The 19,406-nt window shown below is 64.9% G+C and carries 18 protein-coding genes and 1 pseudogene; 10 read left to right on the top strand and 9 right to left on the bottom strand.

Annotated elements, in window-relative coordinates:
• The 5 genes from IC50_RS05545 to IC50_RS05525 all read right to left on the bottom strand — a co-directional run.
• A partial coding sequence (locus tag IC50_RS05545; RefSeq protein ID WP_035701476.1) for an MFS transporter occupies positions 1-884 on the bottom strand: 884 nt, incomplete at its 3' end.
• Between the two features lie 41 nt (positions 885-925).
• The gene (locus tag IC50_RS05540) at positions 926-1,369 is read right to left on the bottom strand and encodes a cupin domain-containing protein (RefSeq protein WP_035701455.1); all 444 of its coding nucleotides are present in this window, start codon (positions 1,367-1,369) and stop codon (positions 926-928) included.
• A gap of 22 nt (positions 1,370-1,391) precedes the next feature.
• Complete coding sequence (locus IC50_RS05535; protein WP_050990910.1) at positions 1,392-2,192, bottom strand: alpha/beta fold hydrolase; 801 nt, start codon at positions 2,190-2,192, stop codon at positions 1,392-1,394.
• A 54-nt stretch (positions 2,193-2,246) separates the two neighbouring features.
• Entirely contained in the window at positions 2,247-2,795 is a 549-nt protein-coding gene (locus IC50_RS05530) for an NAD(P)H-dependent oxidoreductase (protein ID WP_035701470.1), read from the bottom strand.
• 17 nt (positions 2,796-2,812) lie between these two features.
• Positions 2,813-4,045, bottom strand: a complete 1,233-nt coding sequence (locus tag IC50_RS05525) for an acyl-CoA dehydrogenase family protein (protein ID WP_050990911.1) — start codon at positions 4,043-4,045, stop codon at positions 2,813-2,815.
• 444 nt (positions 4,046-4,489) lie between these two features.
• Between IC50_RS05525 and IC50_RS38365 the strand changes: the two genes are divergently transcribed.
• Entirely contained in the window at positions 4,490-5,203 is a 714-nt protein-coding gene (locus IC50_RS38365) for a response regulator transcription factor (RefSeq protein ID WP_157460892.1), read from the top strand.
• Positions 5,204-5,358: 155 nt separating this feature from the next.
• Positions 5,359-5,622, top strand: coding sequence for a hypothetical protein (locus IC50_RS05515; protein WP_035701461.1), 264 nt, complete (start codon positions 5,359-5,361; stop codon positions 5,620-5,622).
• 7 nt (positions 5,623-5,629) lie between these two features.
• Here the strand turns inward: IC50_RS05515 and IC50_RS05510 are convergent.
• A pseudogene (locus IC50_RS05510) lies at positions 5,630-6,526 on the bottom strand (alpha/beta hydrolase family protein).
• A 180-nt stretch (positions 6,527-6,706) separates the two neighbouring features.
• On the opposite strand from IC50_RS05510, the gene IC50_RS05505 reads away from it, so the two are divergent.
• Genes IC50_RS05505 through IC50_RS05495 form a run of 3 tightly spaced genes read left to right on the top strand, consistent with a single transcriptional unit; the run spans position 6,707 to position 10,233 of the window.
• Positions 6,707-8,095 carry a class II 3-deoxy-7-phosphoheptulonate synthase gene (locus tag IC50_RS05505; RefSeq protein ID WP_035701452.1) on the top strand — a complete coding sequence of 463 codons (1,389 nt, stop codon included), beginning with the start codon at positions 6,707-6,709 and terminating at the stop codon, positions 8,093-8,095.
• 4 nt (positions 8,096-8,099) lie between these two features.
• Complete coding sequence (locus IC50_RS05500; RefSeq protein WP_035701449.1) at positions 8,100-8,453, top strand: diacylglycerol kinase; 354 nt, start codon at positions 8,100-8,102, stop codon at positions 8,451-8,453.
• A 22-nt stretch (positions 8,454-8,475) separates the two neighbouring features.
• The gene (locus IC50_RS05495; RefSeq protein WP_035701446.1) at positions 8,476-10,233 is read left to right on the top strand and encodes an NAD+ synthase; all 1,758 of its coding nucleotides are present in this window, start codon (positions 8,476-8,478) and stop codon (positions 10,231-10,233) included.
• Positions 10,234-10,480: 247 nt separating this feature from the next.
• On the opposite strand, the gene IC50_RS05490 is transcribed toward IC50_RS05495, so the two are convergent.
• A complete protein-coding gene (locus tag IC50_RS05490; protein WP_035701444.1) occupies positions 10,481-11,668 on the bottom strand; it encodes a DUF2865 domain-containing protein in 1,188 nt (395 codons plus the stop codon).
• 143 nt (positions 11,669-11,811) lie between these two features.
• Positions 11,812-12,117: a hypothetical protein gene (locus IC50_RS05485; RefSeq protein ID WP_035701441.1), complete on the bottom strand. Its 306-nt coding sequence runs from the start codon at positions 12,115-12,117 to the stop codon at positions 11,812-11,814.
• A 289-nt stretch (positions 12,118-12,406) separates the two neighbouring features.
• Between IC50_RS05485 and cysS the strand changes: the two genes are divergently transcribed.
• The 4 genes from cysS to IC50_RS05465 all read left to right on the top strand — a co-directional run bounded on the left by cysS (position 12,407) and on the right by IC50_RS05465 (position 16,508).
• Entirely contained in the window at positions 12,407-13,789 is a 1,383-nt protein-coding gene (cysS, locus tag IC50_RS05480) for a cysteine--tRNA ligase (RefSeq protein ID WP_035701439.1), read from the top strand.
• Between the two features lie 115 nt (positions 13,790-13,904).
• On the top strand, positions 13,905-14,396 hold the full coding sequence (locus tag IC50_RS05475; RefSeq protein ID WP_035701458.1) for a GNAT family N-acetyltransferase: 492 nt from the start codon (positions 13,905-13,907) through the stop codon (positions 14,394-14,396).
• Positions 14,393-15,991 carry a citramalate synthase gene (gene cimA, locus IC50_RS05470; protein WP_035701436.1) on the top strand — a complete coding sequence of 533 codons (1,599 nt, stop codon included), beginning with the start codon at positions 14,393-14,395 and terminating at the stop codon, positions 15,989-15,991. The genes IC50_RS05475 and cimA overlap by 4 nt, the downstream gene beginning before the upstream one ends.
• A 139-nt stretch (positions 15,992-16,130) precedes the next feature.
• Positions 16,131-16,508 (top strand): VOC family protein, encoded by a 378-nt coding sequence (locus IC50_RS05465; protein WP_035701433.1) that lies wholly within the window; start codon positions 16,131-16,133, stop codon positions 16,506-16,508.
• On the opposite strand, the gene IC50_RS05460 is transcribed toward IC50_RS05465, so the two are convergent.
• Positions 16,505-17,110 carry a TIGR00730 family Rossman fold protein gene (locus tag IC50_RS05460; protein WP_035701430.1) on the bottom strand — a complete coding sequence of 202 codons (606 nt, stop codon included), beginning with the start codon at positions 17,108-17,110 and terminating at the stop codon, positions 16,505-16,507. The genes IC50_RS05465 and IC50_RS05460 overlap by 4 nt on opposite strands.
• 201 nt (positions 17,111-17,311) lie before the next feature.
• On the opposite strand from IC50_RS05460, the gene IC50_RS05455 reads away from it, so the two are divergent.
• Positions 17,312-19,270, top strand: a complete 1,959-nt coding sequence (locus IC50_RS05455) for an ABCB family ABC transporter ATP-binding protein/permease (RefSeq protein WP_035701427.1) — start codon at positions 17,312-17,314, stop codon at positions 19,268-19,270.
• The last annotated feature ends 136 nt before the right edge of the window (positions 19,271-19,406 follow it).

Here is a 19,406-nt window from a genome sequence, read left to right as displayed (position 1 = left end):
GTGTGGGGGAGCCGGTCGGACATGTAGCCGCCGACCACCAGGAACAGGACCTGCGATAACCCCATCACGGTCCCGATCACGGCGCCGACTTCCGGCGGCATGTGCTGCACGGCGATAAAAGCGGGCACCACCCAGGTGGCCGTGCCGGCGATTGCGAAGGTACAGGCCACGATGCCGAAACCACCGACCGCGATCCATTTCGAGCGGAAGATTTCGCCAAGAGGCAGGTGCTCCTGAGGCGTCTCATTGCCCCAAGTGAAGTCGGCGATGCCGATCTCGCGAGGGCCATTGCGAACGACGAGGGCGTCAATCGCGGCGACGATCAGGGTGCCGGCGGCCAGTACCGCGAAGAAAGTCCGCCATCCGGCCGCAATGGTCAGAGGAATGCCGAGTGCGAAATCCAGTGTGATGGCGAGGCTGTAGGCCGCAAGGATGATTCCGACCACCGAGCCGCGCCGGCTCTGCGGAAACCAGCCGAAGATCAGCTTCATGTTGCCGATGAAAATGCCGGCATCGAAGAAGCCGATCAGGAGCCGCAGCAGCACAAGCTGGGTGTAGGTTTGGACGAACACCTGAAGCATCATCCCGAGACCGGTGCCGGCAAGCCCGATCAGCAGCATGTTGCGCGCCGTCATCGCGCGGCTCACCGGTGACCACACGACCATGCCGATGCCATAGGTCAGTGCGAAGATGCCCTGCGCCAGACCGGCCTCGGCGGGATTGAGTTTCAGGCTCTCCGAGACGAACGGCAGCACGGCGGCGAAGGCGTACCAGTCGGCCGCGAGGAATATCTCGCAGAAGATGGCGAGCGCCAGCATGCCCTTTTGCCAGCCGGCGATCCGTCGGCGGTCGCTCTCGGAAATGGTGGTCCAGTCGGTCGTCATGATCGATCCTCGCGGTTTGAGCTTTCGGCGGGAGACGAGCATCAGGCCGGGGGCGGCAGGAAATTGACCTCGTGCTCGGCGGCACGCCGAACGACTTCCTGCGGATCGGGCAGGTTGTGGATGCGCTCGAACAGCTCCTTGAGCGATCGTGTCGGCGCGACCCAGAACAGGCTGGTCGCGGTTTCGCCGGACTTGTTGAAGATGCCGTGGGGAATGCCCTTGGGCATGCGCACGAGGTCCCCGGCGGTCGCCACCAGGTCCTTCCCGTCAAGCCAGAGATCGTAACGGCCGCTCAGTACGTAGACGAATTCGTCCTGGGTCGGATGAACGTGCGGCGGCACGAAGGTGCCGTCGGGAAACACGGCATGCCAAGCCATCGACGCCTCGGAGTGCTGCTTCAGCGTGTATGTCTGGCCCAGAATGTTCCAGACGATGTTGCCAAAGCCGTCCTTGGCGGGGGTAACGCCCGGCGGCATCTCGATCATGGTGGGTGTCCTTCTGTCTGAGCTACTCGGCTAGGAAATCGGTGACGTGATGCGCAGCGGAAGGCGTTTCCTCGAACACCAGATGTCCCGCGTCCGGCACCAGCGTCACGCGCGCGTGGGGCAGCCCGGCCTTCCAGGCCTCGGCCTGCGCCGTTGGGCGCAGGCGATCCGCGGCGCCCCACAAGACCAGCGTCGGCATCGTGATCCGGTGCAGCCAGTGCGCGAGCTTTGGATTGCCCTGCGGATCGGTGCGGATCAGCTTGGCGAAGCCCGTCACCTCGCGCCCGAGGCGGGCGTCGAACGCAGGATCTGGCGCCCTGGGAAAGTAACGGAGCGCGTTTGACGGATCGTGCGCGAGATAGGCCGGCAAATCCTGTGGCGCGATCTCGAACAGGCCGGGGGCCGGCGCGCTCGCAACCACGAGGCCGGCGGGCGCGACTAGCACCAGCTTGCGGACGCGATGCGGCTGGCGGATGGCGAGCTCGGCGGCGAGCCACCCACCGAACGAAAATCCGGCAAGATCGAACGTCGCCAGTCCCAGCTTGTCGAGCAAGTCCGTGGTCTGGAGGACATGATCCTCGATCGTATCGATCCAAGCCGCATCGCCGGAATCGCCGAAACCGGCCTGATAGGGAATGATGACGGTGTGCCGCTTCGCCCAGTCGCGCGCCATCTCAAAGCCGGTAAACGTTCCCGTGCCGTGCAGGAACACCAGCGGGGCGCCGCTTCCGATGGTGTGCACGACGGTGCGCACGCCGTTGATGTCGTATTCTGCGCGAGCAAAGCCGGTGAGGTCGGGCGAGGGTTTGACAGTCTCAAGCATGATGGATGTCTCCGGTCGAAGGCAGCCTGTCTGGGCACCGCAGCGGAAGAGGGTTCATGCGGCGTTGGCCCGGCGGTCGCCGACAAGCGCTGCGAATTGTTCCACGGCGTTGGCGAGGCGAGCGGCAATCATCGGCGCCAGCAGGCCGCCCGGCGCCAGTTCGTCGCTGCTCGCATAGATCGCGGTCGACACCGTGCAGGCCTCGAAGAACCCGAACAACGGACGGAGCTGATGCTCGACCACCAGGGAGTGGCGCAGCCCGCCGCCGACCGCTGTCAGCAGCACCGGGCGGTTGCGCAGCACACGGGGCTTGATCAGGTCAAAGACATGCTTGAAGAGGCCGGGATACGAGCCTTGGAATACCGGGCAGCCGATCACCAGGCCATCGGCATGCTCGATCGCCTCGACGAGGTCGCGCGCGCGGTCGTCGAGCCCCTCACGACTGAATGCGGCGATGCCGTGGCCGGCATCGACGAGGTCGAGGATGTCGGTCTTGAGCGCGTGTTGTACCAGGAGATCGGCCGCAACAGCTTCAACAAGCACGCGCGACTTTGCCGGGCGCCAACTGCTGCCGCAGAAGCCAACGATGCGGGATCTGTTCACGCCGACCTCCTGCGTGCTCAGCCGGTCACCCCGAACACCGTCCATTGCGCGCGGGGCCCGGGAAGGCCGAGCAGCGCGCGGCCGCATTCCTCGACGATCTGATCGGCCATCAGGATGTGCTGGGTGCCTGAGTGGATGTCGCGATAGAAGCGCTGCATCGGCGTGTTGTGCAGCGAGGCACCTCGGGCTGCGCGGTGCGCGAAGGTCGAGACGTTGGACAGAACGTCATGGATGTGGCGCAGCGACAGCTTGATCATTGTCATTTGCTCCAGCGAGGGACTTTCGCCGCGGGCGCAGGTCTCGGAGACCTCCTTCCAGGTTTCGCGCACCAGCGCACGTGCCGCGCGAAAGCGAGCCTCGGCCTGCGCGAACTGGAACTTGAAGCTGGCGCTCTCGCACGACTTGCCGAAGGGATCCTGGCGCGGGACGATGACCTTCACGAGTTCGTCGAGCATGCGGCGGCCGACTCCGACTGCCCAGCTCGAGTGCGCCCAGGCGCTATAGCCCGCGAGCCCCAGCGCACCCTGCACGCCGCCGCGACGCGGCGCGCCGATGTCGAAATCGTAGGTCATGTGTGTCGGCACGAACAGCTCGTCGCCCTCGCTGAGCGTGTAGTCGAAGCTTCCGGTGGCGCGCAGGCCGAGCACGTCCCAATTGCCCGTCAGCTTGATGGTCGCCCGCGGATGGTGGGTGACGACGATCTTGGGCTGTCCGTTGGGACCGAACATCATGTCCTTGCCGGAGGCGTCGGTGACGAAGCAGCCGGAATGGACCCATTCGGCATGCTGGATGCCGCTGCCATAGGCCCAGTTGCCGCGGATCATGTAGCCGCCATCGACCGGACGGGCGAAGCCCCGCGGGACGCCGTTGCCTGCGATGGTGATGTCGGCGCCTTTTGCGAAGACCTTCTTGATGCCCTCGTCCTCGACGTAGATGGCGAGCGTCGTGCCTTCCATGTTGTTGCCGATCGCGCACCATCCGGCGGATGCATGCGTGTAGGCGAGGCGCTCGATCACGGTCATGGCATCGTAGGGCAGAAGCTCTGCGCCACCGACCTCGCGGGGAAACAGCATCGTGTAGATGCCTGCCTTGCGAAGCGCGGCGACCACGTCGTCGGTGAGATAGCCCTGCGCCTCGGCCTCGGCCGCGCGGGATTCGACCAGTGGCAGCACGGCGTCGAGGCGCGCGTGGAACTCGGCCACTGATGGCGTCGTGGAAGGCCTGGCGGCGCGTTGCATGGAAAGGCTCATGGTCGGTATCTCCACGTCAGGCTGTTGCTCCGCCGTGCGATCGGCAGGGAGGATCGGGACCGCGGGGACGGCGATCGCCGGCAAAGCTCTGCCGTCGCGTGCCAAGGCTGTTGGCGCGCGGGTGAGCAGGCGGCTCGCGATGATGACGTGACCCCGTCGGAATCGCGTGATGTCGTCACGCGATCACGATGGCGGGATGGTAGGGACGATGCGGGCAGACCGGCAATCCCCCATCATGGGGGGATCGCCGTTGCTGCTGTGCCGCAAAGCTGAGCCGGAGAAGCAGGGTTCTGCCGCTTCTTTTCGCTTGACCGGAGAACAGGCGAAGAAGAAATTTTAAGCCTATAATAAAACGAAATGGCGCACGTCGTGCGAGGAGTGGCGGTGAGGGCCGAGCAGGAGCAGTTTGACCGTCTGCCTGAGGGCCAGCTGGCGGATCGTTTGATGTCCATCGCCGAGAGCCGTTCGGTGCGTGCGCTGGGCGGGGCCTGTTGCTCAGCGATCACCGAACTTACGGGATCGCCGACCGTCGGTCTCTACCTGCTCGACGGTATCGAGCCCGCCCTGGTCTACAGCCGTCACGTCGCCGATGGTCTGCTCGACAACTACAAGGCCGGCTTCTGGAAGCACGACCCCGTGCTCGACTGCATCATGACCCGCGGCTGCGCAGTCGACGGCGAAACCGTGATCGGTCCCCGGCAATGGCGGCACAGCCCGACCTTCGAGATGCTGCATGAATGGGGCTTCGCCTACAATATGGGTGGACCGCTGTGGTGCGGACGGAAGATCATCGGTGTTCTCTTCACCGCGACGACGGAGACAGGCGCGCCCTATACCCCGCGCGCACGACTGCGCATGGAGATGTTGTGCCGCGCCGGCTCGCTGGCGCTGACCAACATGATGAATGCGGGCGAGCTTCAAACCGATCGTAGCCCGGGCCGTCGGCCCGAGACGGCCGGGATGCTGTCGGCATCGCTGCCGCCGCGCTCGGCGGATGTCGCCATCCGGGTTTGCCGTGGCCAGACCAACAAGGAGATTGCCCGCGAAATGGGGATCTCCGACCAGACCGTGAAGGAGCACGTCGCGAATCTGTGCCGCCGCTTCGGCGTGCACAACCGGACCGAACTTGCAGCCTGCCTTCTCGGCGCGCGGCAGTAAAGCGGCCGGTCACAGCACGCGTACGGCGTTCGGGTCGCTAAAATTGTCTGCGATCCGTTCAGCTGCGGCAAACCCTGCGGACAAGAAGCACGTCGCCTTAAACCAGAGCTTTGGAACCGATCTGCATCCTGCCCGCAAAAGGGCAGGGCATCAGCATGTCAATTCTCAGGGAGATCGTTGCAGCGGTCGCGGGAGTCTATGCGCTCCTGTTCGTCTGTGACGCATTGTTCGGCGTTGGCGAGGCACGCTTCGACGACGCATACTACCGCGCCAGCTACTACGCGCCGCAGCCGAAGGAATTCCGGTTCGCAAGCGATACACCGCCGGCCGTGCGCGTCAGCGAAGCGTTCGCGCGGTTTGCGCCGAGCGACGCAAAACCGAGCAGGCGCTACTCGTCTCTCACGACGATCATTCGCTGACGCAGCCTCATTCCCTCTGGATCCATTCCGCGACGCCGCGCCAGAGCGTGTCGCGGTGTTCGGGGCGGAAGAAGCCGAAATGGCCGATCGCCCTGGCGCCGACGTCGGACGGCTTTACCGTCAGCACCTCAGGCATAGTCGCGGTGAATCCGCTCGCGAGCAGCTCGACGGCAGGCCGCGTTGCCCAGGGATCGTCGGAGAAGCACAGCGTGCGCAGCTCACCCTTGAACCTGGCAAAATTCTCCAGCGCCGGCAGGTTTGAATCGAAGAGATAGCGGGGGCTCGAGACCCACTCGGTCCATTGCAGGAAGACGCCCTTGGGCAGATCCTCGCCGACGCCGGCCCAGCCCGGCGCGTAGCCCAGCGCGTGGGCCAGGGGTACCCCAATCAGCTTCATGAAAACGAAGACGCGGTATTTTTCCGGAGAGGTCATCAACCGCCACGTCGCCGCCTGCGAGGCCACGAACGCGGCGCGCGAGACCTCGCTGTTGTTCGCAATCAGTCCGAGCGCCTGGCCGCCGAAGGAATGGCCGACATAGGCAAGCGGCAAGGCGCTATAGCGCTCGCGCATCCAGTCGACCGCGGCGGTGACGTCGAGTGCGGCCCAGTCCGACATCGAGGCCTTGAAGCCGGCCAGCGATTTCGGCCGGTTGTAGCCGACCATCGCCGGCAGCCGGGAGCCGCCGATGCCGCGATAGTCGTAGGTCAGCACCGCGCAACCGCGATGGGCGAGGTAGGAGGCAAAGCCCCGATAGATTTTTCACGGGACGGCGGTGGCCGAATTGATCAGCACGGCATGGCGCTTGGCGCCGCGCGGCAGGAACAGGGTGCCGGCAAGCGCATAGCCGTCGGTCGCCGGGAGGCTGATCTCGTCGATGAAAACGTCGTCCAGTACCGCGTCCATGGGCGGTCGGTATCCCGTCAGTTTCTTTGCCGGCCCAAGCAAATGCGAATTCGGCTTTGCCCGCAAGGGTTTGCAATGCGAAACGGATTTACAACTGGCGGCCGGCAGCCAGCCTGTGTATAAGGCGGCCCTCGCAACCCACAGATCAGGTTGTGCTTTTTGCTTCACGGAGAGATTGCGATGTCCGAGCGGTGGACGCCCGAGTCCTGGCGCAGCAAGCCGGTGCTACAGGTGCCCGATTATCCCGACGCCAAGGCCCTGGCCGACGTCGAGGCGCAGCTTGCGACTTTTCCGCCGCTGGTGTTCGCGGGCGAGGCACGCAATCTGAAGAAGGCGCTGGGCCGCGTTGCGGCCGGCGAGGCATTTCTGCTCCAGGGCGGCGATTGCGCCGAGAGCTTTGCCGAGCACGGCGCCAACAACATCCGCGACTTCTTCCGGGTGCTGCTGCAGATGGCGGTGGTGCTGACCTATGCCGGCGCGGTGCCGGTGGTGAAGGTCGGCCGCATCGCCGGCCAATTCGCAAAACCGCGGTCATCGCCGACCGAGAAGGTGAACGATGTCGAGTTGCCGAGCTATCGCGGCGACATCGTCAACGACATCGCCTTCACCAGGGAAGCGCGCGTGCCGGATCCGCAGCGCCAGCTGATGGCCTATCGCCAGTCGGCGGCCACGCTGAACCTGCTCCGCGCCTTCGCCACCGGCGGCTTCGCCAATCTCGGCAGCGTGCATCAATGGATGCTCGGCTTCCTGAAGGATAGTCCGCAGTCCCGCCGCTACAAGGAGCTGGCCGACCGCATCTCGGACGCGCTCAACTTCATGCGCGCCTGCGGCCTCGATCTCGAGAGCCATCCCGAACTGCGGGCCACCGATTTCTACACCAGCCACGAGGCGCTGCTGCTCGGCTACGAGCAGGCCTTGACCCGCGTCGATTCCACGACCGGCGACTGGTACGCGACCTCGGGCCACATGATCTGGATCGGCGACCGAACCCGCCAGCTCGATCACGGTCATGTCGAATATTTCCGCGGCATCAAGAACCCGATCGGGCTCAAGTGCGGCCCGTCGCTCAAACCGGATGAACTCCTGAAGCTCATCGACGTGCTCAACCCCGACAACGAGCCGGGCCGGTTGACGCTGATCGGCCGCTTCGGCTCGGACAAGGTCGGCGAGCACCTGCCGAACATGATCCGTGCCGTGAAGCGCGAGGGGCGGGTGGTGGTCTGGTCGTGCGATCCCATGCACGGCAACACGATCACCTCCACGTCGGGCTACAAGACGCGGCCGTTCGATCGCATCCTGTCCGAGGTGAAGTCGTTCTTCGCGATCCACGCCGCCGAAGGCACCCATGCCGGCGGCGTGCATCTGGAAATGACGGGCCAGGACGTCACCGAATGCCTCGGCGGGGCCCGCGCGATCACCGACGAGGATCTCAACGACCGTTACCACACGGTCTGCGATCCTCGCCTCAACGCCGAGCAATCGATCGACATGGCTTTCCTGGTCGCGGAGCTCCTCAAGCAGGAACGCGCCGGCAAAGCCCAGCCGATGCCGGTCGCAGCGGGGCTCTAAGACCTTGCTGCGGATCTGGAAGGCCACGATCAATTCCCGTAACGGTCTGGCCTTTGCGTTCCAATCGGAGCAGGCCATCCGCGAGGAGATCTTTGCGCTCCTGCTGTCGGTGCCGCTCGCCTGGTTCATCGGCGCGACCGCGATGCGCGCCGTCGAGCTGATCTGTGCCGTCGCGTTCGTGCTGGTCGTCGAGCTGCTCAATACCGCGATCGAAAAGCTGGCCGACCGCCTGACCATGGACCACGACAAGCAGATCGGCCGGGTCAAGGACATGGGCTCGGCCGCGGTCGGCGTGGCGCTACTGATGGCCGGCGCGTTCTGGATCTTTGCCGTCGTCGAGCGGTTGGGTTTCGTCTAACGCAGATCGAACAGGGGCGGCCATGACCGAACGTCTCAACGCATTCGCGGTCACGCTCGCCCAGCTCAATCCGACCATGGGCGACATCGAGGGCAATGCCGCCAAGGTGCGGGCCGCGCGGGTGCAGGCGATCGCCGACGGCGCCGATCTCGTGCTGTTTCCGGAATTGTTCATCGCCGGCTATCCGCCGGAAGACCTGGTGCAGAAGCCGGCCTTCCAGGCGGCCTGCCGCGCCGCGATCGAAGCGCTGGCGCGCGAGACCGCCGCTGGCGGGCCGGCCATGCTGGTCGGCACGCCCTGGGTCGAGGACGGCAGGCTCTACAATGCCTGCGCACTGCTCGACGGCGGCCGCATCGCGAGCTTGCGCTTCAAGTGCAATCTGCCGAATTACGGCGTGTTCGACGAGAAGCGGCTGTTTTCGCGCGGCCCTGCCGCCGGTCCGGTCACGGTGCGCGGCGTGCGCATCGGCGTGCCGATCTGCGAGGACATCTGGCTGGAGGAATCCGAGGACTACGAGAACGTGGTCGAAACGCTGGCGGAGACCGGCGCCGAGATCATCCTCGTGCCGAACGGCTCGCCCTACGCCCGCGACAAGAACGACGTGCGCCTGTCGGTTGCGGTGGCGCGCGTCACCGAGAGCGGGCTGCCGCTGGTCTATCTGAATCAGGTTTGCGGCCAGGACGAACTGGTGTTCGACGGCGCCTCCTTCGCGCTCAACGGCGATCTTTCGCTCGCGGCGCAACTGCCGGCCTTCGAGGAGAGCATCGCGACGCTGCGCTTCACCAGAAACGGCGACGACTGGCGCTGCGCGGGGCCGATCGCCGAGCAGCCCGAGGGCGACAAGGCAGACTACGCCGCCTGCGTGCTGGGCCTGCGCGACTACGTCGCCAAGAACGGCTTTCCAGGCGTGCTGCTCGGCATTTCCGGCGGCATCGATTCGGCGCTGTGCGCGGCGATCGCGGTCGACGCGCTCGGTGCCGACCAGGTGCATGGCGTGATGCTGCCTTATCGCTACACGGCCGCACACTCGATCGCCGACGCCGGCGAGCTTGCCGGCCATCTCGGCATCCGCTACGAGGTCTTGCCGATCGCGGAGGCCGTGAGCGGCTTCGAGACCATCCTGTCCGGTATCTTCAAGAATCTGCCGCCCGATATCACCGAGGAAAATCTCCAGGCCCGCACGCGCGGCACGCTGCTGATGGCGATCTCCAACAAGACCGGCCTGATGGTGGTGACCACAGGCAACAAGTCGGAGATGTCGGTCGGCTATGCCACGCTCTATGGCGACATGAATGGCGGCTTCAACCCGATCAAGGACATCTACAAGACGCAGGTGTTTCGCTTGGCGCGCTTGCGCAATTCCTGGAAACCGGAAGGCGCGCTCGGCCCAGCCGGCGAGGTCATTCCGCCCGACATCATCGCGCGGCCGCCGACCGCGGAGCTGCGCGAGAACCAGACCGACCAGGATTCGCTGCCGCCCTATGACGTGCTCGATGCCATCCTGGAGCGCCTGGTCGAGCGCGAGCAGCCGCTGGACCAGATCATCGCCGCCGGCTTCGACCGCGAGATCGTCACCCGCATCGATCATCTCGTCAACGTCGCCGAATACAAGCGCCGTCAGGCCGCGCCCGGCGTGAAAGTGACGGCCAGGAATTTCGGCCGCGATCGCCGCTATCCCATCACCAACCGTTTTCGCGACAGGGGCGAGCCGTTCCCTGTGCCTGACGAGACGCTGGTGTCGCGCGGCAGCCGGGCGTCGATCGACGCGTTCGAGGGGTAGGGCAGGCTTGCGGATTATCTCTTTCGTACCCGCGAGCGAGATGGGTGTTATTCTGTCCTCGCCCCTTGCGGGAGAGGGCGGCGCTGCTGTCGAAACGGACTCATTCGGGTGAGGGTTTTATCCGCGTACTCTCATGCACGCATCTGCGTGCGGACAGAACCCCTCATTTGGCGCTTCGCGCCACCTTCTCCCGCAAGGGGAGGAGCAACGCTGGAGCCGATATATCTCATCCTATTTGGGCGAGGACCTACTTCTGCTGTTGCGGCAGGAACGTAGGACCGACCGAGCGGATCGGCTTGTTCTCGGAGCTGGCGGCGGGGCCCGTGTCCGCGGGCGGCGTTGCGGGCGGCGCATTCGCCGTCGTCGGCGCCGGAGCTGCGCCCTTCTTCGCGTTCGCAGGCGTGCCCCTGTTGAGCCGCTGCTGCTGCATCTTCCTGGCGCTCTCCTCGGTGACGATGATGTCACCCTGCTGCTCGGCCGCGGCCTTGTCGTCTACCGATTTCAGCGCGTCCGCCCAGGTCTGTCCCGCCGCCTTGCAGGAGCAGGACGGGTTGAACTCGCTGCGGAATTTGAACGCGGTAGGCAGCGCGGTGTAGGGCTGGCCGCCGATCGAGACCGCCGAGTTCATGTCCTCGCCGGGATTGCGATGGGTATAGAGCACGGCTTCGGCCGCCGGGCACAGCGCCTTGCAGGTCTTCTCGTCGTCGGCGAAGCGCGCCGGCACGGTCGCAAACGAGATCGGGAAATAGGCGCCGTCGCAGGTGCGCACGCACACGGTGCGGTAGGTGCCGGATTGTGGCCCGAGATCGGAGGGCGGCACGCCTTGCGGATTGTTCGGGTTGTTGCCGCCGCCGAACAGATTGCTCAGGAAGTTGCCGCCGCCTTGCGATTGCGCGGCGTTGGCATATTGCGGGCCGCAATTGTTCTGCGCGAGCGCGATCAGCACCGAGCGGCGCTGGTTGTCGTGCTCCGGGCTGAAGCCGCCGCTGCCGGCGCGCAGGCGCTCGAGACTGGCGGTGATCTGGTCCAGATTGGCGCGCATCTGCTGGATCTGGGTGTTGACCGGGCCGCATTGCGCCGACCGGCCGTTGAACAGCGAGAAGAAGCCGGAGGAATCGCAGCCCATGCGCTTGGCCTGCATGGTGACGCGGTCGAGCTCGGCCTGCTGCTTGGCCTGGGAATCCTGATAGCGGCGGATCTGGTCCTCGCGCGCGGGGTCACCGCCACCGCCACGATCGAGCGCGGCGAGCTGGCCTTCCAGTCGCACGCACATCGGGTTCGGTCCGAGCCCGTTCTGGCCGGGCTGAGGCGGCGGCCCGGGCGGGCCCGCCTGCGCGAAGGCGCCATGAGCAAGCACGACCGTGCTCAGGAGCATGGTGCAGGCAAGGAGGAAGCGGGCACGGGGCAGGGACAACAATTCAGGCATATCCGCCATTCTAGCGAGGTCACGGCCCAATGTGACGTTCCCAGTGGCTTTGGGGGGCCGAAGCGCGCCCTCCCATAGCCGCTTCCTGCGGCATCGTCACGTCGTTTCAAGGGCCAAGGATTGGGCCTAAGGTCCGCCAGCTCCGAGCGAATTCAGCGCTGGCAGGTGATTGCGACATATTCGTCGCAACGGCCATGGGAGCAGTTTGCGCCGGTTTTGGGGACAGAACCGGTAATTTCGTCGGGATCGACCCGGCGATAGCTTGATGCCTGGGCAAATTCTCGTGACTGGCAATAGGTGCGCGCGACTGAGGCGCCGCATTTCTCGCCCTTGGCCAGGCACTGGTCGCTGCCATGGCCATCCGCCTGATTGGCAATGATGAAGACGCGGGTCTCGGCGTAAACGCCGGAGGCCGCAAGGATGGAGGCGCAGGAAATGAACGCGAGCAAGGATCGCATGAAAATACCAGGAGGCAAAAATGAAGGAACCGCCGGTTCCAGAATGACCTCAAATGGTTAGGGGATCATGAACCATCAGGGCGAGCCGCCGCGCTTTGCGGAGATAAAACGGCGTTATCGCGGCTCTCTTGACGTGGGGCCGCCTCATAGCCCATATGTCGGCCCATGAACGGTCTCCTCGCCATTTGCATCATTTGCGAGATTACGAGCTAGCGATTCGCTGGCTGGAGCCGTCTTTTCTCAAAATCATTGAGAGCCTTGGACGCCCGGCCGAGAGGGATGGGTTGTCATGGAATTGCGTCTTTACGATACGCTGAGCCGGGAAAAGCGGACCTTTGTGCCGCTCGATGCCAACAACGTCCGCATGTATGTCTGCGGACCGACCGTCTATGACTTCGCCCATATCGGCAATGCGCGGCCGGTCATCGTGTTCGACGTGCTGTTTCGGCTGCTGCGCCATCTCTATGGCGAAGCGCATGTCAAATACGTCCGCAACATCACCGACGTCGACGACAAGATCAACGACCGCGCCGCGCGGGATTTCCCCGGCCTGCCGCTGAACGAGGCGATCCGCAAGGTCACCGAGCAGACCGGCAAGCAGTTTCACGCCGACGTCGACGCGCTTGGTGCACTTCGGCCGAGTGTCGAGCCGCGCGCGACCGAGCATATCGCGGAGATGCGCGAGATCATCGAGAAGCTCATCGCCGGCGGCTTTGCCTACGCCGCCGAGGACCACGTGCTGTTCTCGCCGCAGGCGATGAACGCGGCCAATTCGGTGCTGCCGCACTACGGCGCGCTGTCCAACCGCTCGCTGGACGAGATGATCGCCGGCGCCCGGGTCGATGTCGCGCCTTACAAGAAGGACAACACAGATTTCGTGCTGTGGAAGCCGTCCAAGCCCGGCGAGCCGTCATGGCCCTCGCCGGCCGGCATCGCCGCGCAGGGCCGCCCCGGCTGGCATATCGAGTGCTCGGCCATGGCCTGGAAGCATCTCGGCGAGCATTTCGACATTCACGGCGGCGGCATCGATCTCGTGTTTCCGCACCACGAGAACGAGGTCGCGCAGAGCTGCTGCGCGTTCCACCAGCAGCGCATGGCGAATTATTGGATGCACAACGGCTTCCTCCAGGTCGAGAGCGAGAAGATGTCGAAAAGCCTCGGCAACTTCATTACAATCCATGAGTTGCTGCAGGACTGGCCGGGCGAGGTGCTTCGCCTGAACATGCTGAAGACGCATTACCGCTCGCCGATCGACTGGACCATGAAGTCGCTGGAGGAGAGCGCCAAGACGCTCGATGATTGGTATCGCGTCGCCGCCGATGTCGCGCCCGGCAAGCCGGCCGCACCCGTGATCGAGCCGCTGCTCGATGACCTCAACACGCCGCAGGCGATCGCGGCGCTGCATGGTCTGCGCGGCGGCGACGTGAATGCGTTGGCCGGCTCGTTGCGGCTGCTCGGATTTCTTTCCGAGAGCAATGCGCAGTGGGAGGGGCGCAAGCAGCAGGCAAGCGGCGTCGATGCCAAGGAGGTCGAGCGCCTGATCGCGGAGCGGACGGCCGCGCGTAGCCGCAAGGACTTCAAGGAGTCCGACCGCATCCGCGATCTGCTCGCCGCGATGGGCGTTGCGATCAAGGACTCCAAGGAAGGCACGACCTGGGAGGTCGCGCGATGAAGCGACCCGACACGCCTTTCCCGCGGCACTGGCTCTATTACATCGCGCTGAAGATCGCGCTGCTCGCCGGCGCCGTGGCGCTGGTGCTCAAGCTCTATGGGATGTGGTGAAGACGATGGGACAGAGTTTGCCAAAGCCCGCCCTGCGGCCCTTCCTGCCTGACGACGTGCCGGTGCTGGCCGCGATCTTCGCCGCCAGCATCGAGGAGCTGACCGGCGACGACTACAGCGAGGCGCAGCAGGAAGCCTGGATGGAGGCGGCTGAAGACGAAGAGTTCGGCAAGCGGCTTGCGTCCGACCTGACTCTGATCGCGACGCTCGAGGGCTCGCCGGTCGGCTTCGCCTCGCTGCGCGGCAACGATCACATCCGCATGCTCTATGTCCATCCGGCCGTGGCCGGGCAGGGTATCGCGACCATGCTGGTGGACGCGCTGGAGAAACTCGCCGGCGGCCGCGGCGCGACGAGCCTGTCGGTCGATGCCAGCGATACCGCGGAGGGCTTCTTCGCCAGGCGCGGCTACGCCGCCCAGCAGCGCAACAGCGTCACCATCAACGACGAGTGGCTCGCCAACACCACCATGAAGAAGACGCTGGGAGCGGCGCAATGAGCAAGGAGCGCCTCTATCTGTTCGACACCACGCTGCGCGACGGCGCGCAGACCAACGGCGTCGATTTCACTCTGGCCGACAAGCAGGTCATCGCGGCGATGCTCGATGATCTCGGCATCGACTATGTCGAGGGCGGCTATCCCGGCGCCAATCCGCTCGACAGCGAATTCTTCGCGACCAGGCCGAAGCTCAATCATGCGCGGTTCACCGCGTTCGGCATGACGCGGCGGGCGGGGCGCTCCGTTTCCAACGATCCTGGCGTCGCCGGGCTGCTGGAGGCGAAGGCGGACGCGATCTGCTTCGTGGCGAAATCCTCGGCCTACCAGGTGCGGGTCGCGCTGGAGACGACGAAGGAGGAGAACCTCGCCTCGATCCGCGACAGCGTCGCGGCCGCAAAGGCTGCCGGCCGCGAAGTGATGCTCGACTGCGAACACTTCTTCGACGGCTACAAGGAAGACCCGGGCTTCGCGCTGGCCTGCGCCAAGGCGGCCTATGAGGCGGGTGCGCGCTGGGTGGTGCTGTGCGACACCAACGGCGGCACCATGCCGAACGAGATCGAGACCGTCGTCACTAAGGTGACGAAGCACATTCCCGGCGATCATGTCGGCATCCACGCCCATAACGACACCGAGCAGGCGGTAGCAAATTCGCTGGCCGCGGTGCGCGCCGGCGCGCGGCAGATCCAGGGCACGCTGAACGGCCTCGGCGAGCGCTGCGGCAATGCCAATCTGTGCTCGCTGATCCCGACGCTGAAATTGAAGAAGGAGTTTTCAGACGCCTTCGAGATCGGTGTTACGTCCGAGAAGCTGGCGACGCTCGTAAAAGTCTCTCGCACGCTCGACGACATGCTCAATCGCGTCCCGAACCGGCACGCAGCCTATGTCGGCGAGAGCGCCTTCGTCACCAAGACCGGCATCCACGCCTCCGCCGTGCTGAAGGATCCGCAGACTTACGAGCACGTGTTGCCGGAGCTGGTCGGCAACCACCGCAAGGTGCTGGTATCCGATCAGGCCGGCCGCTCCAATGTCATCGCCGAGCTCGACCGCGCCGGCATTGCTTACGAGAAGAGCGATCCGAAGCTGACGCGCCTCGTCGAGGAATTGAAGGAACGCGAAGCGGCCGGCTATGCCTATGAATCCGCCAATGCTTCGTTCGAGCTTCTGGCGCGTCGCACGCTCGGCAAGGTGCCGCACTATTTCGAGGTCGAGCAGTTCGACGTCAATGTCGAGCAGCGCTACAACGCGCTGGGGGAGCGAGTCACCGTGGCGCTCGCTGTGGTCAAGGTCGACGTCGCCGGCGAGCATCTGATCTCGGCGGCCGAAGGCAACGGCCCCGTCAATGCGCTCGACGTCGCCCTGCGCAAGGACCTCGGCAAGTACCAGAAATATATCGAGGGCTTGACGCTGATCGACTATCGCGTCCGTATCCTCAATGGCGGTACCGGCGCGGTCACGCGCGTCCTGATCGAGAGCGAGGACGAGAACGGAGACCGCTGGATCACGGTCGGCGTCTCCCCGAACATCATCGACGCCTCGTTCCAGGCGCTGATGGATTCGGTGATCTACAAGCTCGTGAAGTCGGGCGCGCCGGCGTAAGATAAGATGATGGCGTAGGGGACGGCGGCGCCACAAACGCCGTCATTGCGAGCGAAGCGAAGCAATCCAGACTGCCTCGGCGGAAGGACTCTGGATTGCTTCGCTTCGCTCGCAATGACGAGGAGGGGGAGCACGGCACATGATCGACCACATCTCCGTCGGGGTCAGCGATCTCGATCGCTCAGCAAGATTCTACGAAGCGGCCCTCGCCGCGCTCGGCCTCGCGCGCCTCGTCACGCGGCCGCGGACGGTCGGCTTCGGCAAGGCGTATCCGGAGTTCTGGATCAACTTGCGCGAGGGCATGCTGCCCGTAGCCCCGGAGAGCGGCGTGCACATCTGCCTGCGGGCGAAGTCCACCGCCGAGGTCGATTCATTCCATGCTGCGGCGCTGTCCGCTGGCGGCGCCTCCGACGGCGCGCCCGGCATTCGCCCGCACGACCGCGTGCGCTACTACGCGGCCTTCATCACCGATCCCGATGGCAACCGGATCGAGGCGGTGACGTTTCCCGCGGATTAAAGTTTGCGTGCCACTTCGGGCGCGAGCCTCTTCTCGGCCTCGTCGATCTGTGCCGCGGCCGCTTTCAGCTTCGGCAGGATCTCCTCGACGCGATCGGCCTTGAGGATGTCGATCGAAAGGCCCGCGCGAATGAACTCGGTCTGACGCATGTGCGACAGCAGCGAGAACAGCGGCTCCCAGAAATTGTCGATATTGGCGAGCAGCACCGGCTTGGCGTGACGGCCGAGCTGCTTCCAGGTCATCTGCTCGACCAGCTCCTCCAGTGTGCCGACGCCGCCCGGCAGCGCCACGAAGGCGTCGGAGCGCTCGAACATCAAGCGCTTGCGCTCGTGCATATCGGGGGTGACGATCATCTCCTGCACGCGCGTCAGCGCGTTCTCGCGCATCCGCAGGAAGTCGGGGATGATGCCGGTGACGGTGCCGCCATGGTCGAGCACGGAGGTCGCGACGGCGCCCATCAGGCCGAGCGAGCCGCCGCCATAAACCAGGCGGATGTTGTTTTCGGCGAGCGCCTTGCCGAACGCCTTTGCGCCTTCGGTGAAGCGGGGATTTGTTCCAGGGCCGGAGCCGCAATAGACACAGACGGTTTTGATCGTGCTCATTGGTGTCATGATGCATTGCAGCGAACAGGCGTCAAGCCCAATCGGTGATTCGATACTCCCGCAAATCTACCGGTAAATGACGACAAACAATCAAAGATTCGCCATCTGGCGGGGTGCGCTTGCATCGGGAAGGCTCTATATGACGGACGAAAATCGTCAATCGCAGTTGCGCCCGCATCCGGCGGGCTTTCGGGCTTCTTGATGGACCAACCTCAATCGTTCGACGGCGCCGATGTTCCTGGTCCTCCCGCCGGAGGACCTCCGGCCGGGGCCACGCTGATGGGCACGCTAGCGCATCTGTGGCCCTATATCTGGCCGGGCGATCGCGTCGATCTGAAGATGCGGGTGGTCTGGTCGCTGGTGCTGCTGCTCGCCGCCAAGCTGATCACGCTGACCGTACCGTTCAGCTTCAAATGGGCGACGGATGCGCTGACCGGCGCCAACACCGCGCCTGTGCAGGCCGACAACTGGCATCTCTGGGTGATCGCCTCGCCGCTGCTGCTGACCGCGAGCTACGGCGTGATGCGCATCCTGATGGCGGTGCTGACGCAATGGCGCGACGGCCTCTTCGCCCGTGTCGCCATGCACGCGGTACGCAAGCTTGCGACCCTCACCTTCGTCCACATGCACGAGCTGTCGCTGCGCTTCCACCTCGAGCGCAAGACCGGCGGCCTGACGCGCGTGCTCGAGCGCGGCCGCGAGGGCATCGAGGTCATCGTGCGTATGGTGATCCTGCAGCTGATCCCGACCATCGTCGAGGTCTCGCTGCTGCTGGCGGTGCTGCTCTGGCAGTTCGACTGGCGTTACGTGGTCGCCACCCTGATCACGGTCGCGCTCTACATGTACTACACCTACATCGCGACCGAGTGGCGGATCGGCATCCGCCGCAAGATGAACGATTCCGACACCGAGGCGAACACCAAGGCGATCGACTCGCTGCTCAACTACGAGACAGTCAAATACTTCAGTGCGGAGGCGCGCGAGGCGCAGCGCTACGACAGATCGGTGGAGCGCTACGAGGAGGCGAGCGTTCGCACCTATACTTCGCTCGCGGTCCTCAACACCGGCCAGGCCGTGATCTTCACGCTGGGCCTGACCGCGACCATGCTGATGTGCGCGATCGGCGTGCGCAATGGCACCAACACCGTCGGCGATTTCGTGCTGGTCAACGCGATGATGATCCAGCTCTACCAGCCCCTGAACTTCATGGGAATGGTCTATCGCGAAATCAAGCAGGCGATCATCGACATCGAGAAGATGTTCAATGTGCTCGGCCGCGAGGCCGAGATCAAGGATGCGCCGAACGCGAAGCCGCTGGTCATCTCCGCCGGCACGGTGCGCTTCGAGGACGTGCGCTTTGCCTATGAGCCGACACGCGCGATCCTCAAGGGCATCAGCTTCGAGGTGCCGGCCGGCAAGACCGTTGCCATCGTCGGCCCGTCTGGCGCAGGCAAGTCGACCATTTCGCGGCTCCTGTTCCGCCTGTATGACGTCTCCGGCGGCAGGATCCTGATCGACGGCCAGGACATCCGCGATGTCACGCAGGCGAGCCTGCGTGCGTCGATCGGCATGGTGCCGCAGGACACCGTGCTGTTCAACGACACCATCCGCTACAACATCCGCTATGGCCGCTGGGACGCCAGCGATGCCGAAGTCGAGGAGGCAGCGAGGCTGGCGCAGATCGACCATTTCATCCGCATGGCGCCGAAGGGCTACGAGACCCAGGTCGGGGAGCGCGGCCTGAAGCTGTCGGGCGGCGAGAAGCAGCGCGTCGCGATTGCACGCACCGTGCTCAAGGCGCCGCCGATCCTGGTGCTGGACGAGGCGACCTCGGCGCTCGACACCCACACCGAGCACGAGATCCAGGGTGCGCTCGACCGCGTGGCGAAGAACCGTACCTCGCTGGTGATCGCGCACCGGCTTTCGACCGTCGTCGGCGCCGACGAGATCATCGTGCTGGACCAGGGCCGCATCGCCGAGCGCGGCACCCACGCGAAACTGCTCGCGCAGGGCGGCCTCTATGCCAGCATGTGGAACAGGCAGCGCGAGGCCGAGGCGGCGCGGGAGAAACTGGCCAAGATGGCCGACACCAGCGCGGCGCCCAACCGGGAGCCGCCGCCGGTCGATGACATCCTGACGACGCCTGCGGCGGTGGAGTGACCTTGTCTCCAGTCCCAACTCTGGCCTAAACAACCCGCGCGACGACCCGTGCCATTAACCCCGACCGGCAGATAGCGATGTCCATTCTCGATTCGATCCAGCGCCAGATCCCGCCGATCCACAAGGAGGGCTATCC

Origin of the sequence: Bradyrhizobium genomosp. I (2014) (genome assembly GCF_000261685.1) — a bacterium.
In the GTDB taxonomy this organism is placed as follows: Bacteria; Pseudomonadota; Alphaproteobacteria; order Rhizobiales; family Xanthobacteraceae; genus Bradyrhizobium.
Note: the sequence above shows the minus strand (reverse complement) of the source record. Positions and strands in the feature narration are given on the sequence as shown.